Annotated in this window: 17 protein-coding genes; 1 reads left to right on the top strand and 16 read right to left on the bottom strand. The window is 40.6% G+C overall.

Going from position 1 to position 20,899, the window contains the following annotated elements; all coding sequences use genetic code 11:
* Positions 1-3 precede the first annotated feature (3 nt).
* From A6J77_RS08415 to parE, 10 genes are all read right to left on the bottom strand, one after another.
* The gene (locus A6J77_RS08415) at positions 4-708 is read right to left on the bottom strand and encodes an MIP/aquaporin family protein (RefSeq protein WP_083069911.1); all 705 of its coding nucleotides are present in this window, start codon (positions 706-708) and stop codon (positions 4-6) included.
* A gap of 64 nt (positions 709-772) precedes the next feature.
* Entirely contained in the window at positions 773-2,608 is a 1,836-nt protein-coding gene (glpO, locus tag A6J77_RS08410) for a type 1 glycerol-3-phosphate oxidase (RefSeq protein ID WP_083069908.1), read from the bottom strand.
* A 21-nt stretch (positions 2,609-2,629) separates the two neighbouring features.
* Positions 2,630-4,156, bottom strand: a complete 1,527-nt coding sequence (gene glpK / locus A6J77_RS08405) for a glycerol kinase GlpK (RefSeq protein WP_083069907.1) — start codon at positions 4,154-4,156, stop codon at positions 2,630-2,632.
* Between the two features lie 240 nt (positions 4,157-4,396).
* Entirely contained in the window at positions 4,397-4,948 is a 552-nt protein-coding gene (locus A6J77_RS08400; RefSeq protein WP_227645169.1) for a potassium transporter TrkG, read from the bottom strand.
* 57 nt (positions 4,949-5,005) lie between these two features.
* Positions 5,006-5,251 carry a hypothetical protein gene (locus A6J77_RS09465; RefSeq protein ID WP_227645168.1) on the bottom strand — a complete coding sequence of 82 codons (246 nt, stop codon included), beginning with the start codon at positions 5,249-5,251 and terminating at the stop codon, positions 5,006-5,008.
* A gap of 106 nt (positions 5,252-5,357) precedes the next feature.
* Positions 5,358-6,287, bottom strand: a complete 930-nt coding sequence (locus A6J77_RS08395; RefSeq protein WP_083069904.1) for a manganese-dependent inorganic pyrophosphatase — start codon at positions 6,285-6,287, stop codon at positions 5,358-5,360.
* A 132-nt stretch (positions 6,288-6,419) separates the two neighbouring features.
* Entirely contained in the window at positions 6,420-7,271 is an 852-nt protein-coding gene (locus A6J77_RS08390; RefSeq protein ID WP_083069901.1) for an aldo/keto reductase, read from the bottom strand.
* Positions 7,272-7,391: 120 nt separating this feature from the next.
* Complete coding sequence (locus tag A6J77_RS08385; protein ID WP_083069890.1) at positions 7,392-8,573, bottom strand: acetyl-CoA C-acetyltransferase; 1,182 nt, start codon at positions 8,571-8,573, stop codon at positions 7,392-7,394.
* Positions 8,574-8,778: 205 nt separating this feature from the next.
* Positions 8,779-11,241 (bottom strand): DNA topoisomerase IV subunit A, encoded by a 2,463-nt coding sequence (parC, locus tag A6J77_RS08380; RefSeq protein WP_083069889.1) that lies wholly within the window; start codon positions 11,239-11,241, stop codon positions 8,779-8,781.
* Positions 11,241-13,331 (bottom strand): DNA topoisomerase IV subunit B, encoded by a 2,091-nt coding sequence (gene parE, locus A6J77_RS08375; RefSeq protein ID WP_193756677.1) that lies wholly within the window; start codon positions 13,329-13,331, stop codon positions 11,241-11,243. Before parE ends, parC begins: the two co-directional genes overlap by 1 nt.
* A 273-nt stretch (positions 13,332-13,604) precedes the next feature.
* Between parE and plsY the strand changes: the two genes are divergently transcribed.
* A complete protein-coding gene (plsY, locus tag A6J77_RS08370) occupies positions 13,605-14,207 on the top strand; it encodes a glycerol-3-phosphate 1-O-acyltransferase PlsY (protein WP_083069884.1) in 603 nt (200 codons plus the stop codon).
* A 53-nt stretch (positions 14,208-14,260) separates the two neighbouring features.
* Here plsY and xerC read toward each other — a convergent pair whose 3' ends face one another.
* From xerC to lepB, 6 genes are all read right to left on the bottom strand, one after another.
* On the bottom strand, positions 14,261-15,196 hold the full coding sequence (gene xerC / locus A6J77_RS08365; RefSeq protein WP_083069882.1) for a tyrosine recombinase XerC: 936 nt from the start codon (positions 15,194-15,196) through the stop codon (positions 14,261-14,263).
* 84 nt (positions 15,197-15,280) lie between these two features.
* On the bottom strand, positions 15,281-17,359 hold the full coding sequence (topA, locus tag A6J77_RS08360) for a type I DNA topoisomerase (RefSeq protein ID WP_083069873.1): 2,079 nt from the start codon (positions 17,357-17,359) through the stop codon (positions 15,281-15,283).
* A 195-nt stretch (positions 17,360-17,554) separates the two neighbouring features.
* A complete protein-coding gene (gene dprA, locus A6J77_RS08355) occupies positions 17,555-18,475 on the bottom strand; it encodes a DNA-processing protein DprA (RefSeq protein WP_227645167.1) in 921 nt (306 codons plus the stop codon).
* A gap of 67 nt (positions 18,476-18,542) precedes the next feature.
* Positions 18,543-19,352, bottom strand: coding sequence for a ribonuclease HII (locus A6J77_RS08350; RefSeq protein WP_083069870.1), 810 nt, complete (start codon positions 19,350-19,352; stop codon positions 18,543-18,545).
* A complete protein-coding gene (gene ylqF, locus A6J77_RS08345; RefSeq protein WP_083069868.1) occupies positions 19,353-20,228 on the bottom strand; it encodes a ribosome biogenesis GTPase YlqF in 876 nt (291 codons plus the stop codon).
* Positions 20,229-20,333: 105 nt separating this feature from the next.
* Positions 20,334-20,894, bottom strand: coding sequence for a signal peptidase I (gene lepB, locus A6J77_RS08340; RefSeq protein ID WP_083069865.1), 561 nt, complete (start codon positions 20,892-20,894; stop codon positions 20,334-20,336).
* Between the last annotated feature and the right edge of the window lie 5 nt (positions 20,895-20,899).

Here is a 20,899-nt window from a genome sequence, read left to right as displayed (position 1 = left end):
TTATTATAATACCAAGTTATATACTAAGGCTGCAATGATTGCACCAATGATAGGACCTACAATTGGAACCCAAGCGTAGCCCCAGTTAGAACCACCCTTACCTGAAATTGGTAGGAAGGCATGGGCAATACGAGGACCTAAGTCACGAGCCGGGTTGATGGCGTATCCCGTAGGACCACCTAATGAAAGTCCTACCGCCCCTACTATGATACCAACGATCATTGGGTTTAAACCGTCTGAAATTTGGTTTGCACCTAAGGCCATAACACCAATAACCAAAACAGCGGTACCAATGATTTCAGTCATTAGGTTCCATACAGGACTTTCAACTTGAGGACCAGTTGCGAAAGTACCTAAGATTGAACCTTCTTCGTTAGTTGCTTCAAATTGCTCGTGGTAAGCTAACCAAACTGTCGTAGCACCTAGAATTGCCCCAATCATTTGACCAGCAATATAAGGGATCACTTCAGCCCAAGCAAATGAACCGTTTACAGCGAAAGCAATAGTAACCGCTGGGTTTAAGTGGGCGTCTGACAAGAAACCAGAAGCGTATACACCAATAGTTACAGCTAAAGCCCAACCCATGGTAATAACAATCCATCCACTTTCTTTGGAATTCGATTTGTTTAAGTTTACACCAGCATTAACCCCACACCCTAATAAGACCAGTAAAAAAGTACCAATTAATTCACCAATAAATCCATCCATATCAAAACCTCCTGTGTTTTTATTAAAATATATTATTTATAGAATTTTTACGCTAAAATATAAATTATTTTAAGTACTGTAATTCAGCCTTAGCAATTTCAGCATCTAAAGCGGCTGTTTGTTGGTCTGCGCTTGCTTGGTCTAATTCAAAGTAATCAACGATTGTTTGGCTTACAGCATCTTTCACTTCAAGCATCTTGTCGTGTTGGAACAACATTAATGTTGTACGACGAGCGAAGAAGTCTGATGGTGTGTATACCCCTTCTTCCTCTAAGGCGTAAATTAGACTGACAGCAATATCAACTGGATAGTCATATTTTGCTGCATATTCTTTGGCTACTGGTAGGTATGAAATCACACGGTTCATATTTGAACCATACAATTTAGCTAATTTAAGTGACTGTCCGTAAGTTAAACCACGAGCTACACCTACATTGGCAAAAGTTTCCATAGCAGTTTCATAGCTATTTGGATCAAATTGACCACCAGATACTGGGTAAGTCGATGACTGTACTAAATCATAGTTTTTACCAGTAAGGTCAGCTACAGCAGGGATTATTTTTTCCATTGCTCCTTTAGCCATCTTACGGTAGTCAGTGATTTTACCACCAGCTAATGTAAATAATCCTGAGTCAGAAATAGATAAGTCTGAGCCACGTGATACGCTTGATGGGCTTCCATCACCACGTTCAGAAGTATTAGAGCCTAAATCTTGTAATTTATCTTCAACCGCGCTACGTTCAACTTTATCTTTGCTGTAGTCATCGAATAAAGCCACTAATTCGTCAAATGTACGTTCTGATAAACGACCAGCGTCACCACCATTGTAGTCAGAGGCGTTATTTGAATCAATTAAAGGTCGTAAACCTGCCCATGAAGCTTCAATATCATTGATAGATAAGTTGGCATATGGGAAGCGGTGGTTAACAACACGTAATAGGTAATCAACGTCTTCTTGAGTCACTGTTGGGTTTTCAAAATCACCTGTGTAGTCAGTATCTGTTGTACCAAAGTAAGTTTTATTTTCACGAGGTAAAACAAAGACCATACGGCCATCTTGTTCGCCTGTGTCAAAGTAAATTGGTTGCGATACTGTCAATTTAGATTTATCTACGACAAAATGCACACCTTTTGTTGGACGCATTTGCGCTGGTTTCTCATCAGACCCATCTAATTGACGGATTGTATCTGACCAAGGACCAGTCGTGTTGATCACAACGTGAGATTTCACAGTAAACGTTTCACCAGATAGTAAATCTTCAACTTTAACCGCAACGATTTTGTCATTTTCATATTCAAAACCAACAACTTTAGCGTGGCTTAATAAATCAGCGCCATCATCGTTTGCCTGTTTGATATTTTCAATTACTAAACGTGAGTCATTGTTGTTGAAATCTAGGTATTTACCACCACCGATTAAACCTTCAGCCATTAAGTCTGGTTGACGACTTAAAACTTCATCTTTAGACAACATTTCGTTGGCGTATTGAGAATCTTTTACACCAGCTAGTGAGTCATAGATATCCATAGCGATTTGTAAGCGTAATGGATTGAAAGTAACTTTTGGTTCGTCATATAAAGGCATTAACATTGGATCTGGTTGCGGGATATGTGGTGCAATGTTATGTACAGTTGCACGCTCAGTTACTGTATCTGAAACCACTTCTAGGTCGAAATTTTTCAAGTAACGGATACCCCCGTGTACTAATTTCGTAGAACGACTTGAAGTCCCTTCAGAGAAGTCTTGCATGTCCACCAAGGCTGTTTTTAGGCCTGATGCAGCGGCTTGAATCGCTACACCTGCACCTGTGATACCACCTCCAATAATGAATAAATCATATTGGTTTTCTTTTAATTGTTCGACTGTTTCTTTTCTATACTTAAATGATAATTTAGACATTTAAACTATACCTCCTATGTATTAGTCGTTAGTTTCTTCTTTAAAATATTGTGAGTAGGCACGTGTAGCACGAACTGCATTTGTCCAACCCGAATATAGATCTTCTTTATGTGAGTCATTCATCTTAGGTTTGAAAATCTGTCCTGGTTGGGTAAACGATTTCAATTCATCGATATCTTTCCAGTAACCAACTGCTAACCCTGCTAGATAAGCAGCACCCAAAGCTGTTGTTTCAAGGTTTGCAGCTCGAGCAATTTCGATACCTGTAATATCTGATTGGAACTGCATCAAATAACCATTCATTGCTGCACCACCATCAACTTTTAGTAATGGAATATCGATACCAGTATCCTTATTCATTGTATCAGTAATATCACGAACTTGGTATGCAATTGATTGTAAAGTTGCTTTGGCGAAGTCAGCTTTTGTTGTTCCACGTGTGATACCAAATGCAGCACCACGAGCATCAGAATCCCAGTATGGCGCCCCTAAACCAGTAAAGGCTGGTACTAAGTAAACTTCATCTTCATTTGTTGATTGGTAGGCTAAAGCTTCAGTTTCAGCTGCATTATCAATTAACTCTAAACCATCGCGGATCCATTGAATAGCTGAACCAGCCACGAATACAGACCCTTCTAAGGCGTAAGTTACCTTGTCACCAATCACGAAACCAACTGTTGTTAACAGGTTATTCTGAGATAGTTTTAACTCGCTACCCGCGTTCATCACAATGAAGGCACCAGTACCGTAAGTTGATTTCACTGTACCCTCTTCAGTTGCTAATTGACCAAATAATGCCCCTTGTTGGTCCCCTACCATACCAGAAATTGGTACTTCGTAGCCATAGAAATGGAAGCCAACAGTATGTCCGTAAACCTCTGAGTTTGAGCGAATTTCTGGCATCATGGCTTTCGGAATGTCTAACATAGCTAACATTTCCTCGTCCCACTCAAGCTTTTCAATGTTCATTAGCATCGTACGAGAAGCATTTGAGTAGTCAGTCGCGTGAACTTCACCATTAGTTAATTTCCAAAGTAACCAAGTATCAATAGTACCAAATAATAATTCGCCTCTCTCTGCGCGCTCTTGAGCGCCGTCAACATGGTCTAAAATCCAGCGGATCTTAGTTGCAGAGAAATAAGCGTCAACCACTAGACCAGTATGTTGTTGAATTTTGTCTTTTAACCCTTGCTCAATTAAGTTATCACTAATTGGCGCGGACTGACGAGACTGCCAAACGATTGCGTTATAGATTGGTCTACCCGTTTTTTTGTCCCAAACAACAGTTGTTTCACGTTGGTTAGTAATCCCAATACCAGCGATTTGATCAGGACGTAAACCACCATCAATAAATGCACCAGCGATTACTGCCTGTACTGAGTTCCAAATTTCAATCGCATTGTGTTCTACCCAACCAGATTTAGGGAAAATTTGCTCAAACTCTTTCTGACTTGAAGCAATAGGTTCGGCCTTATGGTTGTAAATTACTGCACGTGATGAAGTTGTCCCTTGGTCAATCGCCATGATATATTTTTCTTGTTCACTCATTATAATTCCTCCTACTTAATAAACAATGGATAAATAAGCGTTTTCATTACTTAGAAAGTTTAACCCAGAAAAATGACAAATGCCAGAAATCTGATTAATAAAAATACAAATCTGCATTTCAAAATATTGGCGCCAAGTCCCAGAAGTGGCGATAAATATATAAAAAATGGGTATGCGCTTTCGTAGCACAATCCCCTTTTTATAATCAGATTAAAACAAAATTGTATATACAAGTGGTGGTTAGAATTTTCGCCAAGTCGATCTGGATAATAAAATGATCACTGGATAAATTTCTAGACGGCCGATAATCATACCTACTGACATCACGATTTTTGAAAAATTAGACAAGGACGCATAATCTTGTGATGGCCCTAGTAAATCAAGAGACCCACCGATATTTGAAATAGTAGCGATGGTCGCTGAGAATGCGGATGAAAAGTTCTGTGCATCAAATGACAGAACCACTAGGAGTAAAACGAATACGGCTAGATAGGTCATCAGATAGTAAACAATCCCATAGTGGACATTTTTCTCAATACGTTTGCCGTTATAGGTCATAGGAATCACCCTATTTGGTGCAAGTAAATGTTGAATTTCCTGTTTAATAGACCGCAAATAAATGCCTATCCGGATAACTTTTAGACCCGATGCTGTAGACCCTGACATGGCACCGACAAACATCAACAATAGAATGGTGGTATGGGCAGCTAGCGGCCATTCCAAAATATCTACTGTGGTATAAGTCGTGGTTGACATGATGGACACTATATTAAAGAGCACATCGTGTATCATGCGGAAGAAGTTATCGTAATAAGAGATTAAGGCCAAAGAAATAATGGCTAAAAACCCTTAAATAATATAGACATACCATTTCAACTCTTCGTCTTTAAAGATTTCCTTACAACGTCTTTCGTAAGCAAGGTAGAAGAAGTTGAAATTTAACCCAAAGGTAAACATGGCGATCATCAAAATCGTCTCAACCACTCTTGAATCATATTGGGCAATGGAGGCGGGATACAGGTTGTGACCATCTTTAATTAACCCGTGAAGGATGTCCTCTCCGAGTTTTCCCCCTCCTACAACGACAATATCCATATGCCCTCCTAGAACTTGCGATAAAAGTTATGGTAAAAAAGCACAAAATGCCCCCCTAAACAACTTGTTTGGGAGGCACTTCGTGATTTTACTTAAAAAATCTTAATTAAAATGTTGCTTGTAATGGTGGTACAACTTGTTTTTTACGTGATACAACGCCTGGTAAAGCAATTTGGTTGTCATTTACTTGACCGCCAAAGGCTTGTTCAGCATGTTGCATAAAGTCTTCAGAACCCACTAAAAGACCTTCTGAATCACTTGTTAAAATGTTTGTTACCACTAATAAGAATGCGGCATATTCGTTTTCAGCTACTAAGTCTTTCATTGCTGCAATCACTTCGTCTTTACGTTTCAAGACATCGTCAACATCTACGACATTGATTTGACCAATACGTACTGGTTTGTCGTCCATTTCAAATGATTTAGCGTCGCCATCAGCAATTTCACTTGCAGATTTAGCGTCTACGTTTGTACCTGATTTCAATAAAGCTAAACCGTAAGCTTCAACATCTACGCCAGCGATCTCTGCTAAAGCTAAACCAACTTCTTGATCTTTTTCCGTTGTCGTTGGTGATTTGAACAATAAAGTATCAGAGATGATAGCTGATAGCATTAAACCAGCGATTTCTTTAGGTATTTCGATACCTTTTTCTTGGAACAATTCGAAAATAATTGTTTGAGAACAACCGTATGGTTTAGCAATGAAAGTTAATGGTGCGGCACTTGTGAAATCACCAATTTTGTGGTGGTCAACAACTGAATGCACTTCAACTTCTGCTAAGTCAGCGACTGATTGTTGCGACTCGTTGTGGTCTACTAAAGCAACTGTATCTGTTTGCGTTCCAATAGATTCAATTACACGTGGTGCCACTTGACCAAATTCATTCAAGGCATAGGCAGTTTCTTCGTTAACTTGTCCTAAGGCAACCGCTTCTGCTTCAAGTCCTTGTTGGTTTAATAAATAGGCATATGAAATAGCAGATGTAATAGCATCTGTATCTGGATTTTGATGTCCGAAAACTAAAATTTTATTCACGTTTATTGCTCCTTTTTGAATTCAATGATAATCACATTTTAACATAGATTAATTCGAAAAAAGGAACTTTTCGAAAAATCCGAAAAATTCCTTTTAAGCTGATTTTTTGACTATATTTCAGGTCATATTTGCCTAAAACTCTTGGTACACCGCTGGATCTTGATTGGCTGCACGGCCGTCTGGCTTATCTAAACGGTCAAATACGGCCAAGTCTTCTTCATCCAGTTTGAAGTCAAAGAAGTCTAAGTTTTCGATTTGACGCGCTTTCTTGCTTGATTTAGGGATTGGCATAGCCCCTAATTGCGTTTGCCAGCGTAAAATTGTTTGACCAGCAGACTTACCGTATTTAGCAGCTACTGCTTTGATGTCTTCATTTTCTAGAACTGACTTATCAATCTTTTCATTCGCGCGAACAAAAGGAGACCAAGATTGAGTAATAATGCCCTTCTCCTCATGGTAAGCGCGTTGCGCTTTTTGTTGGAAGTAAGGGTGCATTTCTACTTGGTTAACCACTGGTAAGACGCCAGTTTCACGCTCAATGCGGTCAATATGTTCTGGTAAGAAGTTGCTGACACCTATATTTTTGATGTAGCCACGTCTTTGGGCTTCAATTAGTGCTTGCCAAGCTTCAACATAGGTGTCTTCTTTTGGATTTGGCCAGTGAATCAAATAAAAATCATAGCAGTCTAAGTTAGCCCGCATTAATGATTCTTGAATAGTCACTAGGGCATCATCGTATTTGTGGTAACGACCAGGTAATTTTGAAGCCACTTGGATCTCGTCTCTTGGAATACCAGATCGGCGAATAGCTTCACCTACTGTTGCTTCATTTTCATAGTTGTAGGCTGAATCTAGGTAACGGTAACCTGCTTCTAAGGCTGACTGGATAGAATCTACCCCATCATATCCTTTAAGTTTGTAGGTACCAAAGCCGATTTGTGGGACTTGGGTCCCGTCATGCGCCGTATAAGTTGGTATTGTCATCGAATAGCTCCCTTCAAATTCAAAATTCTACTCTTAGTTTACCATGATCTCATTTAAGACTAAATCATTTGCTTGTGCAGGACTCTAAATCTTGGAGAAAGGGCTAGTGCACACTACTTGTTAAACTGCTTGCTTTACAATGACGGATACCCCTTGACCGCCGCCCACACATAGGGTCGCTAAACCATAAACTGACTGACGTTTTTGCATTTCATGGATCAAAGTAACCAAGATACGGGCGCCTGACGCACCAATCGGATGACCAAGGGCAATTGCCCCACCGTTCACGTTAACCTTTTCAGCTGGCAATTCTAGGCTTGTAGTTACACATAATGCTTGGGATGCAAAGGCTTCATTGGCCTCAATTAAATCTAGGTCTCCTGCTGTAATATTGGCCTTTTCTAAGGCCTTGATCGTTGTTGGGATTGGGCCTGTCCCCATAATTGAAGGATCTACCCCACCCGTTGCGTAAGAAGCAATGGATACCATGGGTTTAAGCCCTAGTTCATCGGCCTTACGCTTAGACATTAAGACAAGCATTGCTGCCCCATCATTGATACCTGATGAGTTACCTGCTGTCACTGTCCCCTCTTCTTTAAAAGCTGGTTGCAATTTACCCAAACGTTTTGGTGTAATACCCGAACGTGGCCCCTCATCTTCAGTCACTACTTGCGTGCCATTTTTTTGTTGGATAGTCACTGGGACAATTTCTTCTACAAAACGTCCAGCCTCTTTCGCTGCTACAGCTTTGACTTGGCTAGCTGCTGCAAATTCATCTTGGGCTTCACGGGAAATCCCGTATTGGTCCGCAATATTTTCTGCTGTGATCCCCATCGCATCGTTTGAGAAGGCATCAGTTAGACCATCGTGTAGCATAGTGTCAATCATTTGACCGTTGCCCATACGCTGACCCCAACGAGCGGAATCAACCACGTAAGGTGCACGAGTCATATTTTCCGTACCACCTGCGACAACAATATCAGCGTCACCGAGCATGATAGCTTGTGCGCCCATCATGACAGTACGCAATCCTGAACCACAAACTTGGTTAATGGTTACGGCAGTTGATTCGTTAGACAAACCTGATTTTAGGGCAACTTGGCGGGCAACGTTTTGGCCAAGTCCTGCACTTAATACATTCCCCAAGATCACTTGTTCAACTTTTGTTGGGTCTAAATCAATTGAAGCGAGTGTTTCTCTTAATACTTCTACCCCTAAATCGACTGCTGAAATGCCTTTAAATTGGCCACCAAATTTTCCAATTGCAGAACGTTTCGCTGCAACAATGACTACTTCTTCCATAAAACTCTCCTTTATCAACTATTCATTTTCTTGATTGAGATACGCGAATAAATGTTCATATCTTTCATTATAGCGAAGAACGCTATTAATATCTAATTATCAATACTAAGTTAAGTAATTGTCTTTTTTTCTAAACTGAGCCTATAACAAAACGCCTACCAAAACAATAAAAATTTGGCAGACGTTCGTATTCTTAATTGAAAATTTACTTTTCTGGATCAAAAGACGTGAAGTCGATTAACGGCGTTACTAAGCTAATTTGGCCATGGTCTTTCTCGTCTACAAGCATAGATCCGTTTGAATAACGGTTGGCAATAGCCACGTCACCTGCTCTAAAGTTTTCACGATGAGATTGGCTTGTAATGACTTCAAATACCTGTTTAGTATCAATGACTTCAAAGGCAGCAATAATACGATGTGGGTTTGTTTTCAATTCTTTCAAGGCCACTAAACCACGTTTAGCACGACCAAGAACGTTAATTTCAGCCCATTTCAATCGTTTCATATGCCCTCTTTGGGTCACCATCATCAATTGCAAGTTGTCATCTGGAACGGCTGCGTAGGACAATCCAACCACATAATCATCTTGTTTCAAGTTAATGGATTTAACCCCTTTAGCACGCGCACCAATAATTGAAATTTCATCAATGCTGTATCTTAAGGTAAAACCATAATACGTCACTAGGATGACTTGAGCTTGGCTTTGGTCAGTTGCGCCGTCAATACGGTAGACACCAATTACTTGGTCAGTGTCAGAGGATAAATTCATAGCTAAAGATGATTTGTTTTTGTAACCGCGGAATTCCTTGAATTCTGACAATGCCGTTTGTTTAATCATACCAGCAGCCGATGCAAGCAACAGATTATCTTTGCTATTTTCATCGTATTTAAAGACACCGATAATTGATTCGTCACTCGCAAAGGCAATTCTTTGCGAAATATGCTCCCCTAAGTCTTTCCAACGGATGTCTTGTAATTCATAAACTGGTTGGAAGATGTAGTTCCCTTTATTGGTTATGAATACTAACTGATCCAAAGTAGACATTTTTTCAAGGAATCGGACATGGTCTCCCTCACGTAAACCGACTTCTTCAATACCAGAAGCTTTAAATGATCGCAGACTAGATCGTTTGATATAACCACCACGGGTTACTACAACGACAACGTCTTCTTCAGGAATCAATAATTGTTTCTTCACGATGACTTCTTGGATTTCGTCTTGAATCTCAGTACGACGTTCAGAAGCGTAAGCTTTCTTAATCGCTTTTAGTTCAGACTTCATCCGGCCATAAAGGACTTTATCATCAGACAAGATCGCTTGGTAAGAAGCAATATCCTCGTTTAATTGTAGGCGTTCATTTTCCAAAGCAGTAACGTCTGTATTGGTTAAACGGTACAATTGTAGGCTTACGATCGCTTCTGCTTGGGCTTCTGAGAAATCAAAAGCTTCAATCAAGTTGTATTTAGAGTCTGATTTATTTTTAGAGTTTCTAATCGTCGCAATCACTTGGTCTAGAATAGTCATGGCTTTGACCAATCCGTCTACGATATGTAAACGACGTTGGGCCTTGTTTAAATCAAAGGTTGTCCGGCGACGAATAATTTCATAACGGTGGCCGATATAAGCGTTTAAAGCTTCTCTAATCCCGACTAATTCAGGACGTTGGTTATTAATGGCTACCATGTTGAAGTTATAGTTGATTTGCAGGTCAGAATTTTTGTAGAAGTAATTTAGAATGGCGTCAGAACTCGCATCCTTTTTCAATTCAATCACGATTTGTAGACCGTTACGGTCCGTTTCATCGCGGACTTCTTGAATCCCGTCAATCGACCGATTCAACCGTAACTCATCCATCCGACGTACTAGGTTAGCCTTATTTACTTCATATGGAATTTCTGTAATCACGATTTTCTCTTTACCACCTCGGTCTGTTTCAATATGGTGCTTAGACCGAACAACGACTTTCCCGCGTCCAGAAGTATAAGCTTTCTTCAACTCCTCTTTCCCTTGGATAATAGCCCCTGTTGGGAAATCTGGCCCAGGAACAAAGTCCATCAACTTATTGACTGTGGCATTTGGATGGTCGATTAGGTAAGTTGTTGCATCAATAATTTCACCTAGATTATGCGGCGGAATTTCAGTCGCGTAACCAGCGGAAATACCAGTTGCCCCGTTAACCAATAGGTTTGGGAAACCTGCTGGTAAAACAGTTGGTTCTTCAGCCGTGTCATCAAAGTTTAGGATCATTTCGACCGTGTCTTTATCAAGATCACGCAATAATTCATCGGCAATCTTCGATAAACGGGCTTCTGTATACCGCATAGCAGCTGCAGAGTCACCGTCCATAGACCCGTTATTCCCGTGCATTTCTACTAAAACTTCACGGTTCTTCCAGTCTTGAGACATACGGACCATGGCATCATAAACTGATGAATCACCGTGGGGGTGGTAGTTACCAATTACATTACCGACTGTTTTGGCCGATTTACGGAAGTTTGAAGAAGAGGTATTCCCCTCCTGAAACATTGCGAACAAAATCCGGCGTTGTACTGGCTTTAATCCATCCCGAATGTCAGGTAGCGCCCGGTCTTGGATGATGTATTTAGAATACCGTCCGAAACGGTCACCCATTACCTCTTCTAATGTTAATTTTTGAATTTCAACCATTAATAATCACCATCTTCATCAAATAAATTAATTTGCCCACCAGCTAAGTCATTCGCATCTTCGTTAGCAGTGATACTGGTTTGATTTTGGTTTTCTAAAATCTCGACAACGTCTTCCTTGTCGCCAGCATCAGTATCTGAGACATTTTCAAGTAGGGTATCATCCTCATCCATGGTGAAGGCCACATTGTCTTCAATCCATTTCCGTCTAGGTTCAACCTTGTTCCCCATTAAAACAGATACCCGTCTTTCAGCTAGGGATAAATCGTCAATTGTTACCCGGACTAGGGTACGAGTTTCAGGATCCATAGTTGTTTCCCATAATTGGTCCGCATTCATCTCACCCAAACCCTTGTACCGTTGTAAGATATAGCCTTTGCCGACTTTATCAGTCACAGCTTTTAACTCGTCATCCGTCCAAGCATATTCAGTGACCTCGTTTTTCCCTTTACCCTTAGACACCTTATACAATGGTGGCATAGCGAGATAGACTTTACCAGCCTCTACTAAAGGTTTCATGTAGCGGAAGAAGAAGGTCAGCAGTAGCACCTGGATATGGGCCCCATCGGTATCAGCATCGGTCATGATGATGACTTTATCGTAGTTAGCATCTTCAACCTCAAATTCAGCCCCTACACCTGCACCAATGGTATAGATGATGGTGTTCAACTCTTCATTTTTTAGAATATCTTGAATGCTGGCTTTTTCAGTGTTTAATACCTTACCACGCAATGGCAAGATAGCCTGGAATTTACGGTCACGCCCTTGTTTAGCAGAACCACCGGCAGAATCTCCCTCCACTAGGAAAAGTTCATTCTTCTTGGCATTACGGCCCTGTGCCGGCGTTAATTTACCAGATAATAGGACTTCCTTACGTTTCCCCTTAGCGCCACGAGACGCTTCACGTGCTTTACGGGCAGCATCTCTCGCTTCACGTGCTTTTAAAGCTTTACGGACCAGCATTTGTGCTGTTTCCCCGTTTTCAATTAGGTAAACCGCTAAGTTTTCAGATACGATTTTATCAGAAGCTGAACGCGCTTGTGGTGTCCCTAATTTAGACTTGGTTTGCCCTTCAAACTGCAAGATTTCTTCAGGAACCCGTAACGATAAGACAGCTGTATACCCTTCTCGTACGTCAGACCCTTCAAGGTTCTTTTCTTTAGTCTTCAACAAGTCCACCTTACGGGCGTACTCATTGAAAGATTTGGTTAAACCTGTTCGCATCCCCGATTCATGGGTCCCGCCGTCTGCAGTTCTTACGTTATTGACGAATGATAAGACTGTTTCCGAATAACCATCGTTATATTGGAAGGCCAATTCAATTTCAATCCCGTTTTCAACCCCTTGGAAAAAGACGACATCATGTAAAACGTCTTTGTCTTCATTTAAGTAATCGACAAAAGCCTTGATCCCTTCTGCATAATGGAAGGTTTCCTCAGTCTCGTTAATTTCATCAATAAAGTCGATACGTAAGTCTTTTAATAAAAAGGCTGATTCACGTAAGTGTTCCCGAATAGTTGACGGGTCAAATTTAATATTGCCAAAAATTTCAGCATCCGGATAAAATTGGATTTTAGTGCCGGTGTTTTTGCTTTTAAAGGCTTTTGTTTTGGGTTTGCCTGGTTTACCACCATTGGTAAATTCCTGGTGGTATTCCTTGCCGTCCCGGTGAACTGTGGCAATAAATTTGCTGGACAAGGCATTTACTACAGATGAACCTACACCGTGTAGACCCCCTGAAGTTTTATAACCTGAACCACCGAATTTACCACCCGCATGAAGGACCGTTAAGATGACCTCAACAGTCGGCTTACCGCTAGTATGTTTACCAATCGGCATCCCACGTCCATTATCGGTAACAATTGCTGAACCGTCTTTAGCAAGGGTTACTGTAATATGGTCAGCATACCCACTCAAGGCCTCATCAATTGAGTTATCGACAATCTCATACACTAAATGGTGTAAACCACGTGCATCTGTTGACCCGATATACATACCAGGACGTTTTCTAACTGCTTCCAGGCCTTCTAATACCTGGATCGAACTTTCATCATAAGTTGATTTATTATTTTGGTTTGTTGGTTTGGCCAAATCGTTTACCCCACTTTCAATCTTTTTCATCATATATTAAAACCGCTGATTTGCCAAATAGAATCAATATCAATAGGCCCATTTATTTGCGAGCAACTCATCCATTATAGCCTAAAAATATTCGAAAGAAAGAAAATATTCTTGGGAAAATTTTTGATTTTCATAACTAGCTAATTAGGTTTGCTATATTTAAATTTGTCTCATATAACTGTATTCTTTCCAATTAATGATATAATGTAAGAAGCCCATAGATTTATTGAAAGGAATTAAATCATGTTAACGATTCTATTACTAGTCGTCGCTTACCTATTGGGGTCTATTCCCTTTGGTTTAGTTATCGGCAAACTCATCTATAAAAAAGATATTCGCCAATTTGGCTCAGGAAATATCGGTACGACAAATGCCTTCCGAGCTTTTGGGACCACTGGAGGCGTCCTTGTTTTCATCTGTGATATGGTAAAAGGGGCAATACCCGTCTTACTAGCCATCTGGTTGAATCTTGGCTTACACCCTTTACTATTTGGTGGTATGGCCATCGTTGGTCACTCATTCCCACTATTCCTGAAATTTAATGGTGGTAAAGCAGTAGCAACCTCATTTGGTGTAGTTTTAGCCTATCATCCCGTATTTGCCTTGATTTCAATCGCATCATTCTTTGTATCCTTATTCATCACAAGTATGGTAAGCTTCTCCTCTATCTTTGCGGTGATTTTTGCAACGATTTTAAGCTTATTCTACCAAGACTTGGGCTTAACAATTGCGACTGTTTTAGTCTTAATCCTGGTTGTTGTCCGTCATAAAGATAACATTAAACGGATTCGTCAAGGGACAGAGTCAAAAGTGCCCTTTGGTTTAAACAAAGCCAAGAAAAAATAGATTACTCAAAATCAATAAAATAAAGAGCGATCCCAGATTAGCACTTCAACAAGCTAATCTTTGGGACGCTCTTTTTTCTGTTTGGCATGAGGATGAAACTGTAGGTAATTATCCCGCAATTTTTCCTTAGATAAATGGGTGTAGATTTGTGTCGTGGATAAGGAAGCATGGCCTAGTAGCTCTTGAACAGTTCTTATATCCGCCCCATTGTTGAGTAAATGAGTGGCAAATGAATGCCGTAATTTATGGGGATGGATGGACAAAGTGGTGGCTGACTTTTTGACAATTTGGTCTAAAATGTAAGCAATCCCTTGGCTAGTCAACTGTTCGCCCTTGTAATTAACGAATACGAACGCGTGTTCTGTATCATCAAAATGGCCCTTAGCCAAGAGTTGGCTTCTGCCATTTTCCAGGTAATCTACTAAGGCATCGTGGCAAAATGACCCAATTGGTACATAACGGTCTTTGTTGCCTTTCCCGCGTAAGAGGACCATATCTGCTGTTAGGTCGACTTGATTGATGGCTAAGTCTCTTACTTCAGAAACCCGGGCGCCGGTCCCGTACAAGAATTCTAATAAGGCGCGGTTTCTAAGGGCAATCGGATCGTTTCCTTGGACCGAATCAAATAATGACTGAATTTCTGATTCATAGAAAAAATCAGGCAATTTAAGGCCTGTTTTAGCAGTTTTCACATAATTAAAGGGATTTTCACTGACTAATTCACGGTCAAGCAGCAAATTGTAGGCAGAACGCAAACTGGATAGGTGGCGGGAAATAGATTTCCTTGACAGACCGTCTCGCTGCAGATTACCTAGATAAATCCGGATATCCCTGTAAGCCACTTGGTCTAATTGGTCTATACCCGCATCCTTCATAAAGGCTTGAAAGCTGTCTAGATCGGCTAGGTAGGCCTTGATGGTTTCCAGTGAATATTGTCTTTCATGGGTTAAGTAGTCGCTGAATAAGCCTTTAAAGTCATCTATTGGCATTAAAAAAACACCCTCTCTATTAGTGGCTAAAATATACCACAACGAAAAGGATGTTTTCAAATTTTGACATCATTTTTAAAAGGCTTAACCTTCTACTGCTTCACCTTTTTGCACGTCTTCTTCGTAGTCACCGTTTGGACAAACGATTTGTTTACCACCACGGATTTTCTTCTCAACCAAGTAATGGTCACATTTTGGACATGCACGAGCGATTGGTTTGTTCCAGTCAGTAAAGTCACAGTCTGGGTACCTAGAGCAACCGTAGAAGATACGATTTTTCTTCGATTTACGTTCAACTACTTGACCTTCATGACATTTCGGACAAGTTACACCAATTTCTTTCACAATAGCTTCGGTGTGGCGGCAATCAGGGAAGTTGGCGCAGGCATAGAATTTACCGAAACGACCCATTTTAATGACCATTTCACCGCCATCAACTGGACATTTAAAGCCAGCTGGTTCATCTTTAATTTCAATTTTTTCCATTTCCACTTCCGCTTTTTCCAGCTCTTTTTGGAATGGTTTAAAGAAGGCATCGATGACTTCAACCCATTCTTTTTGGTCCGTTTCAATTTCATCTAATTCTTTTTCAAGATCAGCTGTAAAAGACGTATCCACGATTTCTGGGAAGAATTCAGTGATCATCTTATCAACAATTTCACCTAGTTCAGTTGGTTCAAATCGTTTGGCTTCTAATTTTACGTAGTAGCGCTTGATCAGTGTTTCAATGGTTGGTGAGTATGTTGACGGACGGCCAACGCCATCTTCTTCTAGTTTCTTGATTAAAGAAGCCTCAGTATAGCGAGCTGGTGGTTGGGTGAAGTGTTGACTTGGTTCTAGGTCTTTTGACTTCACTGTTTCACCGTTAACTAATTCTGGTAAGATATTGTCTTTGTTGTTGGCTTCTGTATAAACTTTTTGGTAACCTTCAAACTTAATTTTAGAACCATTTGCTCTAAAAGTCGCTTCGTTTTGTACCAAATCAGCAGATACAGTGTCATAGATGGCTGGTGCCATTTGACTGGCCATAAAACGAGACCAAATTAATGAATACAAGCGGAATTGATCACGAGACAAGTAATCTTTAACAGCATCCGGCGTCCGGTCAGCTGATGAAGGACGAATCGCTTCATGGGCATCTTGTGATCCTTGGGCTTGCTTACTTGCTGGTTGGTAACCTAAGTATTCCTTACCATAAGTACTGGTAATATATGATTTTGCACCGGCCTTAGCTGAATCAGAGATACGGGTTGAATCGGTACGCATATAGGTAATTAAACCTACTGGCGCTCCGCTAGCTAGTTTGATCCCTTCATACAGTTGTTGGGCCACCATCATAGTTTTACGGGTTCGGAAGTTTAATTTTTTCGCCGCTTCTTGTTGCATTGATGATGTGGTAAAAGGTTTTTGTGGGTTACGCTTACGTTCCTTTTCCGTCACGTTTTCAACAGTGAAGTCTTGGGTTTTAATTTCCGCCATAAACGCTTTAACGTCCGCTTCGTTTTTCAAATCAAGTTTTTTACCCTTGAATTTTGAAGCGTTAGCTTTAAAGGTCTTACGGTCTTTAATAAATGACCCTTCAACTGTCCAGTACTCTTCAGGTTTGAAAGCACGGATTTCATTTTCCCGGTTGATAATCATATGTAAAGCAACGGATTGTACCCGACCAGCAGATAAACCTTTCTTCACTTTCTTCCATAACATTGGGGATAAATTGTAACCTACTAAGCGGTCTAACACACGACGTGCTTGTTGAGCGTCTACTAGGTCCATATTTATTGGACGTGGGTTCGCGATCGCCTCTTTAACAGCTTCTTTGGTTACCTCATTATAGGTGACACGGATTGGGTCTTCAGGGTTTAAGCCTAAAATGTGGGCTAAATGGAAAGCAATTGCTTCCCCTTCTCGGTCCGGGTCACTCGCAAGAAAGACTTTTTCAGCTTTCTTTGCATCTTTACGTAACTCTTTGATTAAAGGCCCTTTACCACGGATGTTGATGTAGTCCGGTTCATAGTCATTTTCAATATCAATTCCCATACGCGATTTTGGTAAATCACGTAAATGACCTTTGCTGGCTACAACTCTATAATTTCTGCCTAAGTACTTATCTATAGTTTTGGCTTTCGTCGGAGATTCTACGATTACTAAATATTTATATGCCAACGACAAGCTCCTTTCTGATATCCATTTCTAAATCGCTTTACATATTATGCTAGAAGAATAGCTTTTGTCAAATATGAAAATTAATAGCTACAAATGAATATATAACCTAAAGATAAAATAAGCAAGCAATAAATGCACAATTTATATAGAAGAAAGTTGTTTGTTGACAAATTCAAAGGCAAAAATTAAGTTTTTCTATACATTGAAAAATAAGTCGCGCAATATTTCTGAAGCCTGTAATGCCGGTGTGGCACCGTAGTAAATTAATTGGTTGGTCCCTGCGGATAAAGGGTTCGAAATAGGCCCTGGCACTGCAAAAACCAGTCTATTTTCTTGTAAGGCATAATTAGCCGTTATTAAAGAACCAGATTTTTCTGCCGCCTCAATAACCATCGTCGCTTGACTGAGTCCGGCAATAGCTAGATTCCGGTAAGGGAAATGCCAGCGTTGAATTTTAGCGTGGTTGGGTAGCGGTGAAACGAGTAAATGGTCATGGGCAATTTTTGCCTGCAATTTGTGGTGTTCACTCGGGTAGGTGGTCAGTAAGCCCGTCCCAATAACCGCAATGGTTTCGCCCCCAGGCATGGCTGCTTGGTGGGTATAGGCATCCACCCCTTTGGCTAAGCCAGAGACAATAACCAAGGCTTCACTTAATTTAGGGATCAGTTGGTCAATAGCTGCTTTACCGTAGACAGACATTTTTCTTGATCCTACAACAGCCATAGCAGGTTTTTGAAAAATAGCTAAATCGCCCTGACAAAATAAAACTAAATTAGGTTGGTATGTTTGCAGTAAGGCCTTTGGATATGTTTGCGTACTAAGGATGGTCACCGGATGAATATGGTAGCTTTCGTACAATTTTCTAAAATAAGCAAGTGAATACTTTTGCTTAAATCGCCCCCAGGCCTTTATTTTTTGCGTATCTTGGATTCCATGAATATGCCTGTCTAAGTCTTCAACACTAGTCACTTGGGCTTGAATGATATCGGCCAATTCCCGGTAGGTAAATAGACCAGATTCAAAGGCATAAACCAGCATAGATTCTGTCATAGCTAAAACATCTTCCTCATTTTTGAGCATCATATCCATATACGGATTTTCAATTTCAAATAACACAAAACCACCCCTTTACATGTATATACGTAGGAGGTGGTTGAAATTGACCATTTAGATTGATTGATTTTTATACATAATTTTTCACTGGTGCAAAAGTCTTGCGGTGAATTGGACTTGGACCGTATTTCTCTAGGCCATCTAGGTGTTGTTTAGTCCCGTACCCAGCATTGGCTTCAAAGCCGTAACCTGGATATAAGCCTGCGTATTCTGCCATCAATTTATCCCGGTATTCCTTAGCATAAATGGAGGCTGCTGCAATGGCATAAACTGTCGCGTCGCCCTTGATAATGGCCTCTTGCGGCGCCTTCTTGTAGTCATTCAAATGTACAGCATCGACCAAGACATAATCAGGTGCCGGATGCAATTGATCTAAAGCAGATATCATGGCTTGCTTTGTGGCAATTAAAATGTTGGTTTGGTCAATTTCTTCAGCTGTTTGGATCCCGATTGTTTTTGCAATAGCATATTTTTCAATATCTGCCACCAATGCTTGGCGTTTTGTATGGGATAACTGTTTAGAGTCATTAAAGTAGACAGGAGGCATGTCACTAGGCAAAATAACGGCACTTGTCACAACCGGGCCAGCTAAAGGACCACGTCCAACTTCATCTACCCCAGCAATCAATTGGTAGCCTTGTTGACGCAATTCATTCTCCTTCATTTTTAGCTGTTCAACTTGGTCTGAGATTGCTTGCTGCTTAAGTAAGGCCTTGTCGTAGCGTAATAAGGCAGTCTGCACCCCTTTGCGGCTATCTTCTCGTAAGGCCTGTACGTAGACTGGATCAATCTCACTTGAGGCCAAGTAGGCTTGAATTTGGCCGATTTTTAAATTGCTCAAGTCAGCGAGGTCAAAGGCTGTCTTTTTGTCATCGGTCATTTAATCACTTACCTCAATATTTTCTGAAATTTGGTATTCTTCAATCCGGTCTAGGGTCATGCGGCCCAACTTACCGTCTCGATAGTCACGGATAATCTTGTCTGAAGCCCGGTCGTAGTCTTCTAACATGCCCATACGCTTAGTTAAGGCCATGAGTAGGTCAGGATAAGGCGGATGGACGTCTTCAGCCTTGATTGGGTAGTGGTTGCTGATGGCATCCGGGTAATGATGTAGGAAGAATTCTAGGGCGAATAAGGCCACATCATCCTTGTAGAAATGGGTGTCTTTAATCCCACCAGTTAGGGCCAATTTGTCAGCTACTTCCTGGTCTTCAAATTTCGGCCATAAAATACCTGGTGTGTCCAATAGTTCAAAATCTTCATCGATTTTAATCCATTGTTGACCTTTAGTAACCCCTGGTTTATTCCCTACTTGGGCTTTCTTTTGCTTGGTAAACTGGTTGATAAAGGTTGATTTACCAACGTTTGGAATCCCGATAACCATTACTCGGATTGACTTGTGTAGAATACCTTTGTTGCGCCATTTGTCTTGGATGTCTTGGGTGAAATCTTTTAGGGCTTGGCGGAAAATTTTCATGTCGCCTAATTTTTTAGAATCCAAAGCAATGGCCAATTTGTTTTCACCGCTCAGAGCTTTGACCCACTCTTTGGTTTGTTGGGGGTCGGCCAAATCTTGTTTATTTAAAACAATCATGTGGCGTTTATTTTTTATGATTTCATCTAACATGGGGTTCATACTGGCTATTGGAATACGGGCGTCCCTAATTTCAAGGACGATATCCACTGCGCTAAGTTGACTTTGAACCTCTTTTTTCGCCTTAGCCATATGGCCAGGATACCATTGAATATGTGCCATGGTTAAGCTCCTTTCATTTAAAAAAGTTGGCTGAGTGCGCCAACTTTTTAATGCATATTTGTTACTGTTTTTACATTTCAAATCTATTTTTACTATATATTTACTTTATTGTACACTACCGAAGTCGGAAAATGGCCAATATCTAAAGTGGGTTGTTCCTTCCACGCTATCAGCATCAATAAAGCCGAAGTATCGTGAGTCATGAGACACTTCACGGTTGTCTCCTAATACGAAGTACATACCTTCTGGGACAGTTGTTTCACCCGTAATTTCTTCAAGCGTGAAGTCATTAGTGAAAGTAGAATCATCTGGGAATCGTTCAAAGTAGTCTTCTTTAATAGAATCTAAATAAGGTTCATCAATCGCTTCGTCATTGATATATAAAACATCATCTTTGTATTCAATCGTGTCACCTGGAACCCCAATAATCCGTTTCACATACTCGTCGCCAGACCCATCTGGTGCTGGGAAAACGACAATATCTGATTGGTCAATTTCATCCGTTAAACTTAGGACAAACCGGTCCCCATCTATCATTGTGTTAGCCATCGAATCGCCGTCTACTCTAAAGGGATAGAAGAAATAAGTTCTAACCACCCAGAAGATAACAAGCGCGATCACAACAGAAATCACAACTGAAAATACTTCATCAAAAAACTTTTTCATAAGGT

The sequence above is a fragment of the Aerococcus viridans genome (assembly GCF_002083135.2).
Classification (GTDB): domain Bacteria; phylum Bacillota; class Bacilli; order Lactobacillales; family Aerococcaceae; genus Aerococcus; species Aerococcus viridans_C.
The sequence above is the reverse complement of the archived record's forward strand: the minus strand, read 5'-3'. Positions and strand labels throughout refer to the sequence as shown.

Coding starts and splice junctions, on each gene's coding strand:
- A6J77_RS08415 (WP_083069911.1), bottom strand. CDS start 708: ATGGATGGATTTATTGGTGAATTAATTGGTACTTTTTTACTGGTCTTA.
- glpO (WP_083069908.1), bottom strand. CDS start 2,608: ATGTCTAAATTATCATTTAAGTATAGAAAAGAAACAGTCGAACAATTA.
- glpK (WP_083069907.1), bottom strand. CDS start 4,156: ATGAGTGAACAAGAAAAATATATCATGGCGATTGACCAAGGGACAACT.
- A6J77_RS08400 (WP_227645169.1), bottom strand. CDS start 4,948: ATGATACACGATGTGCTCTTTAATATAGTGTCCATCATGTCAACCACG.
- A6J77_RS09465 (WP_227645168.1), bottom strand. CDS start 5,251: ATGGATATTGTCGTTGTAGGAGGGGGAAAACTCGGAGAGGACATCCTT.
- A6J77_RS08390 (WP_083069901.1), bottom strand. CDS start 7,271: ATGACAATACCAACTTATACGGCGCATGACGGGACCCAAGTCCCACAA.
- A6J77_RS08385 (WP_083069890.1), bottom strand. CDS start 8,573: ATGGAAGAAGTAGTCATTGTTGCAGCGAAACGTTCTGCAATTGGAAAA.
- parC (WP_083069889.1), bottom strand. CDS start 11,241: ATGGTTGAAATTCAAAAATTAACATTAGAAGAGGTAATGGGTGACCGT.
- plsY (WP_083069884.1), top strand. CDS start 13,605: ATGTTAACGATTCTATTACTAGTCGTCGCTTACCTATTGGGGTCTATT.
- xerC (WP_083069882.1), bottom strand. CDS start 15,196: ATGCCAATAGATGACTTTAAAGGCTTATTCAGCGACTACTTAACCCAT.
- A6J77_RS08350 (WP_083069870.1), bottom strand. CDS start 19,352: ATGACCGATGACAAAAAGACAGCCTTTGACCTCGCTGACTTGAGCAAT.
- ylqF (WP_083069868.1), bottom strand. CDS start 20,228: ATGGCACATATTCAATGGTATCCTGGCCATATGGCTAAGGCGAAAAAA.
- lepB (WP_083069865.1), bottom strand. CDS start 20,894: ATGAAAAAGTTTTTTGATGAAGTATTTTCAGTTGTGATTTCTGTTGTG.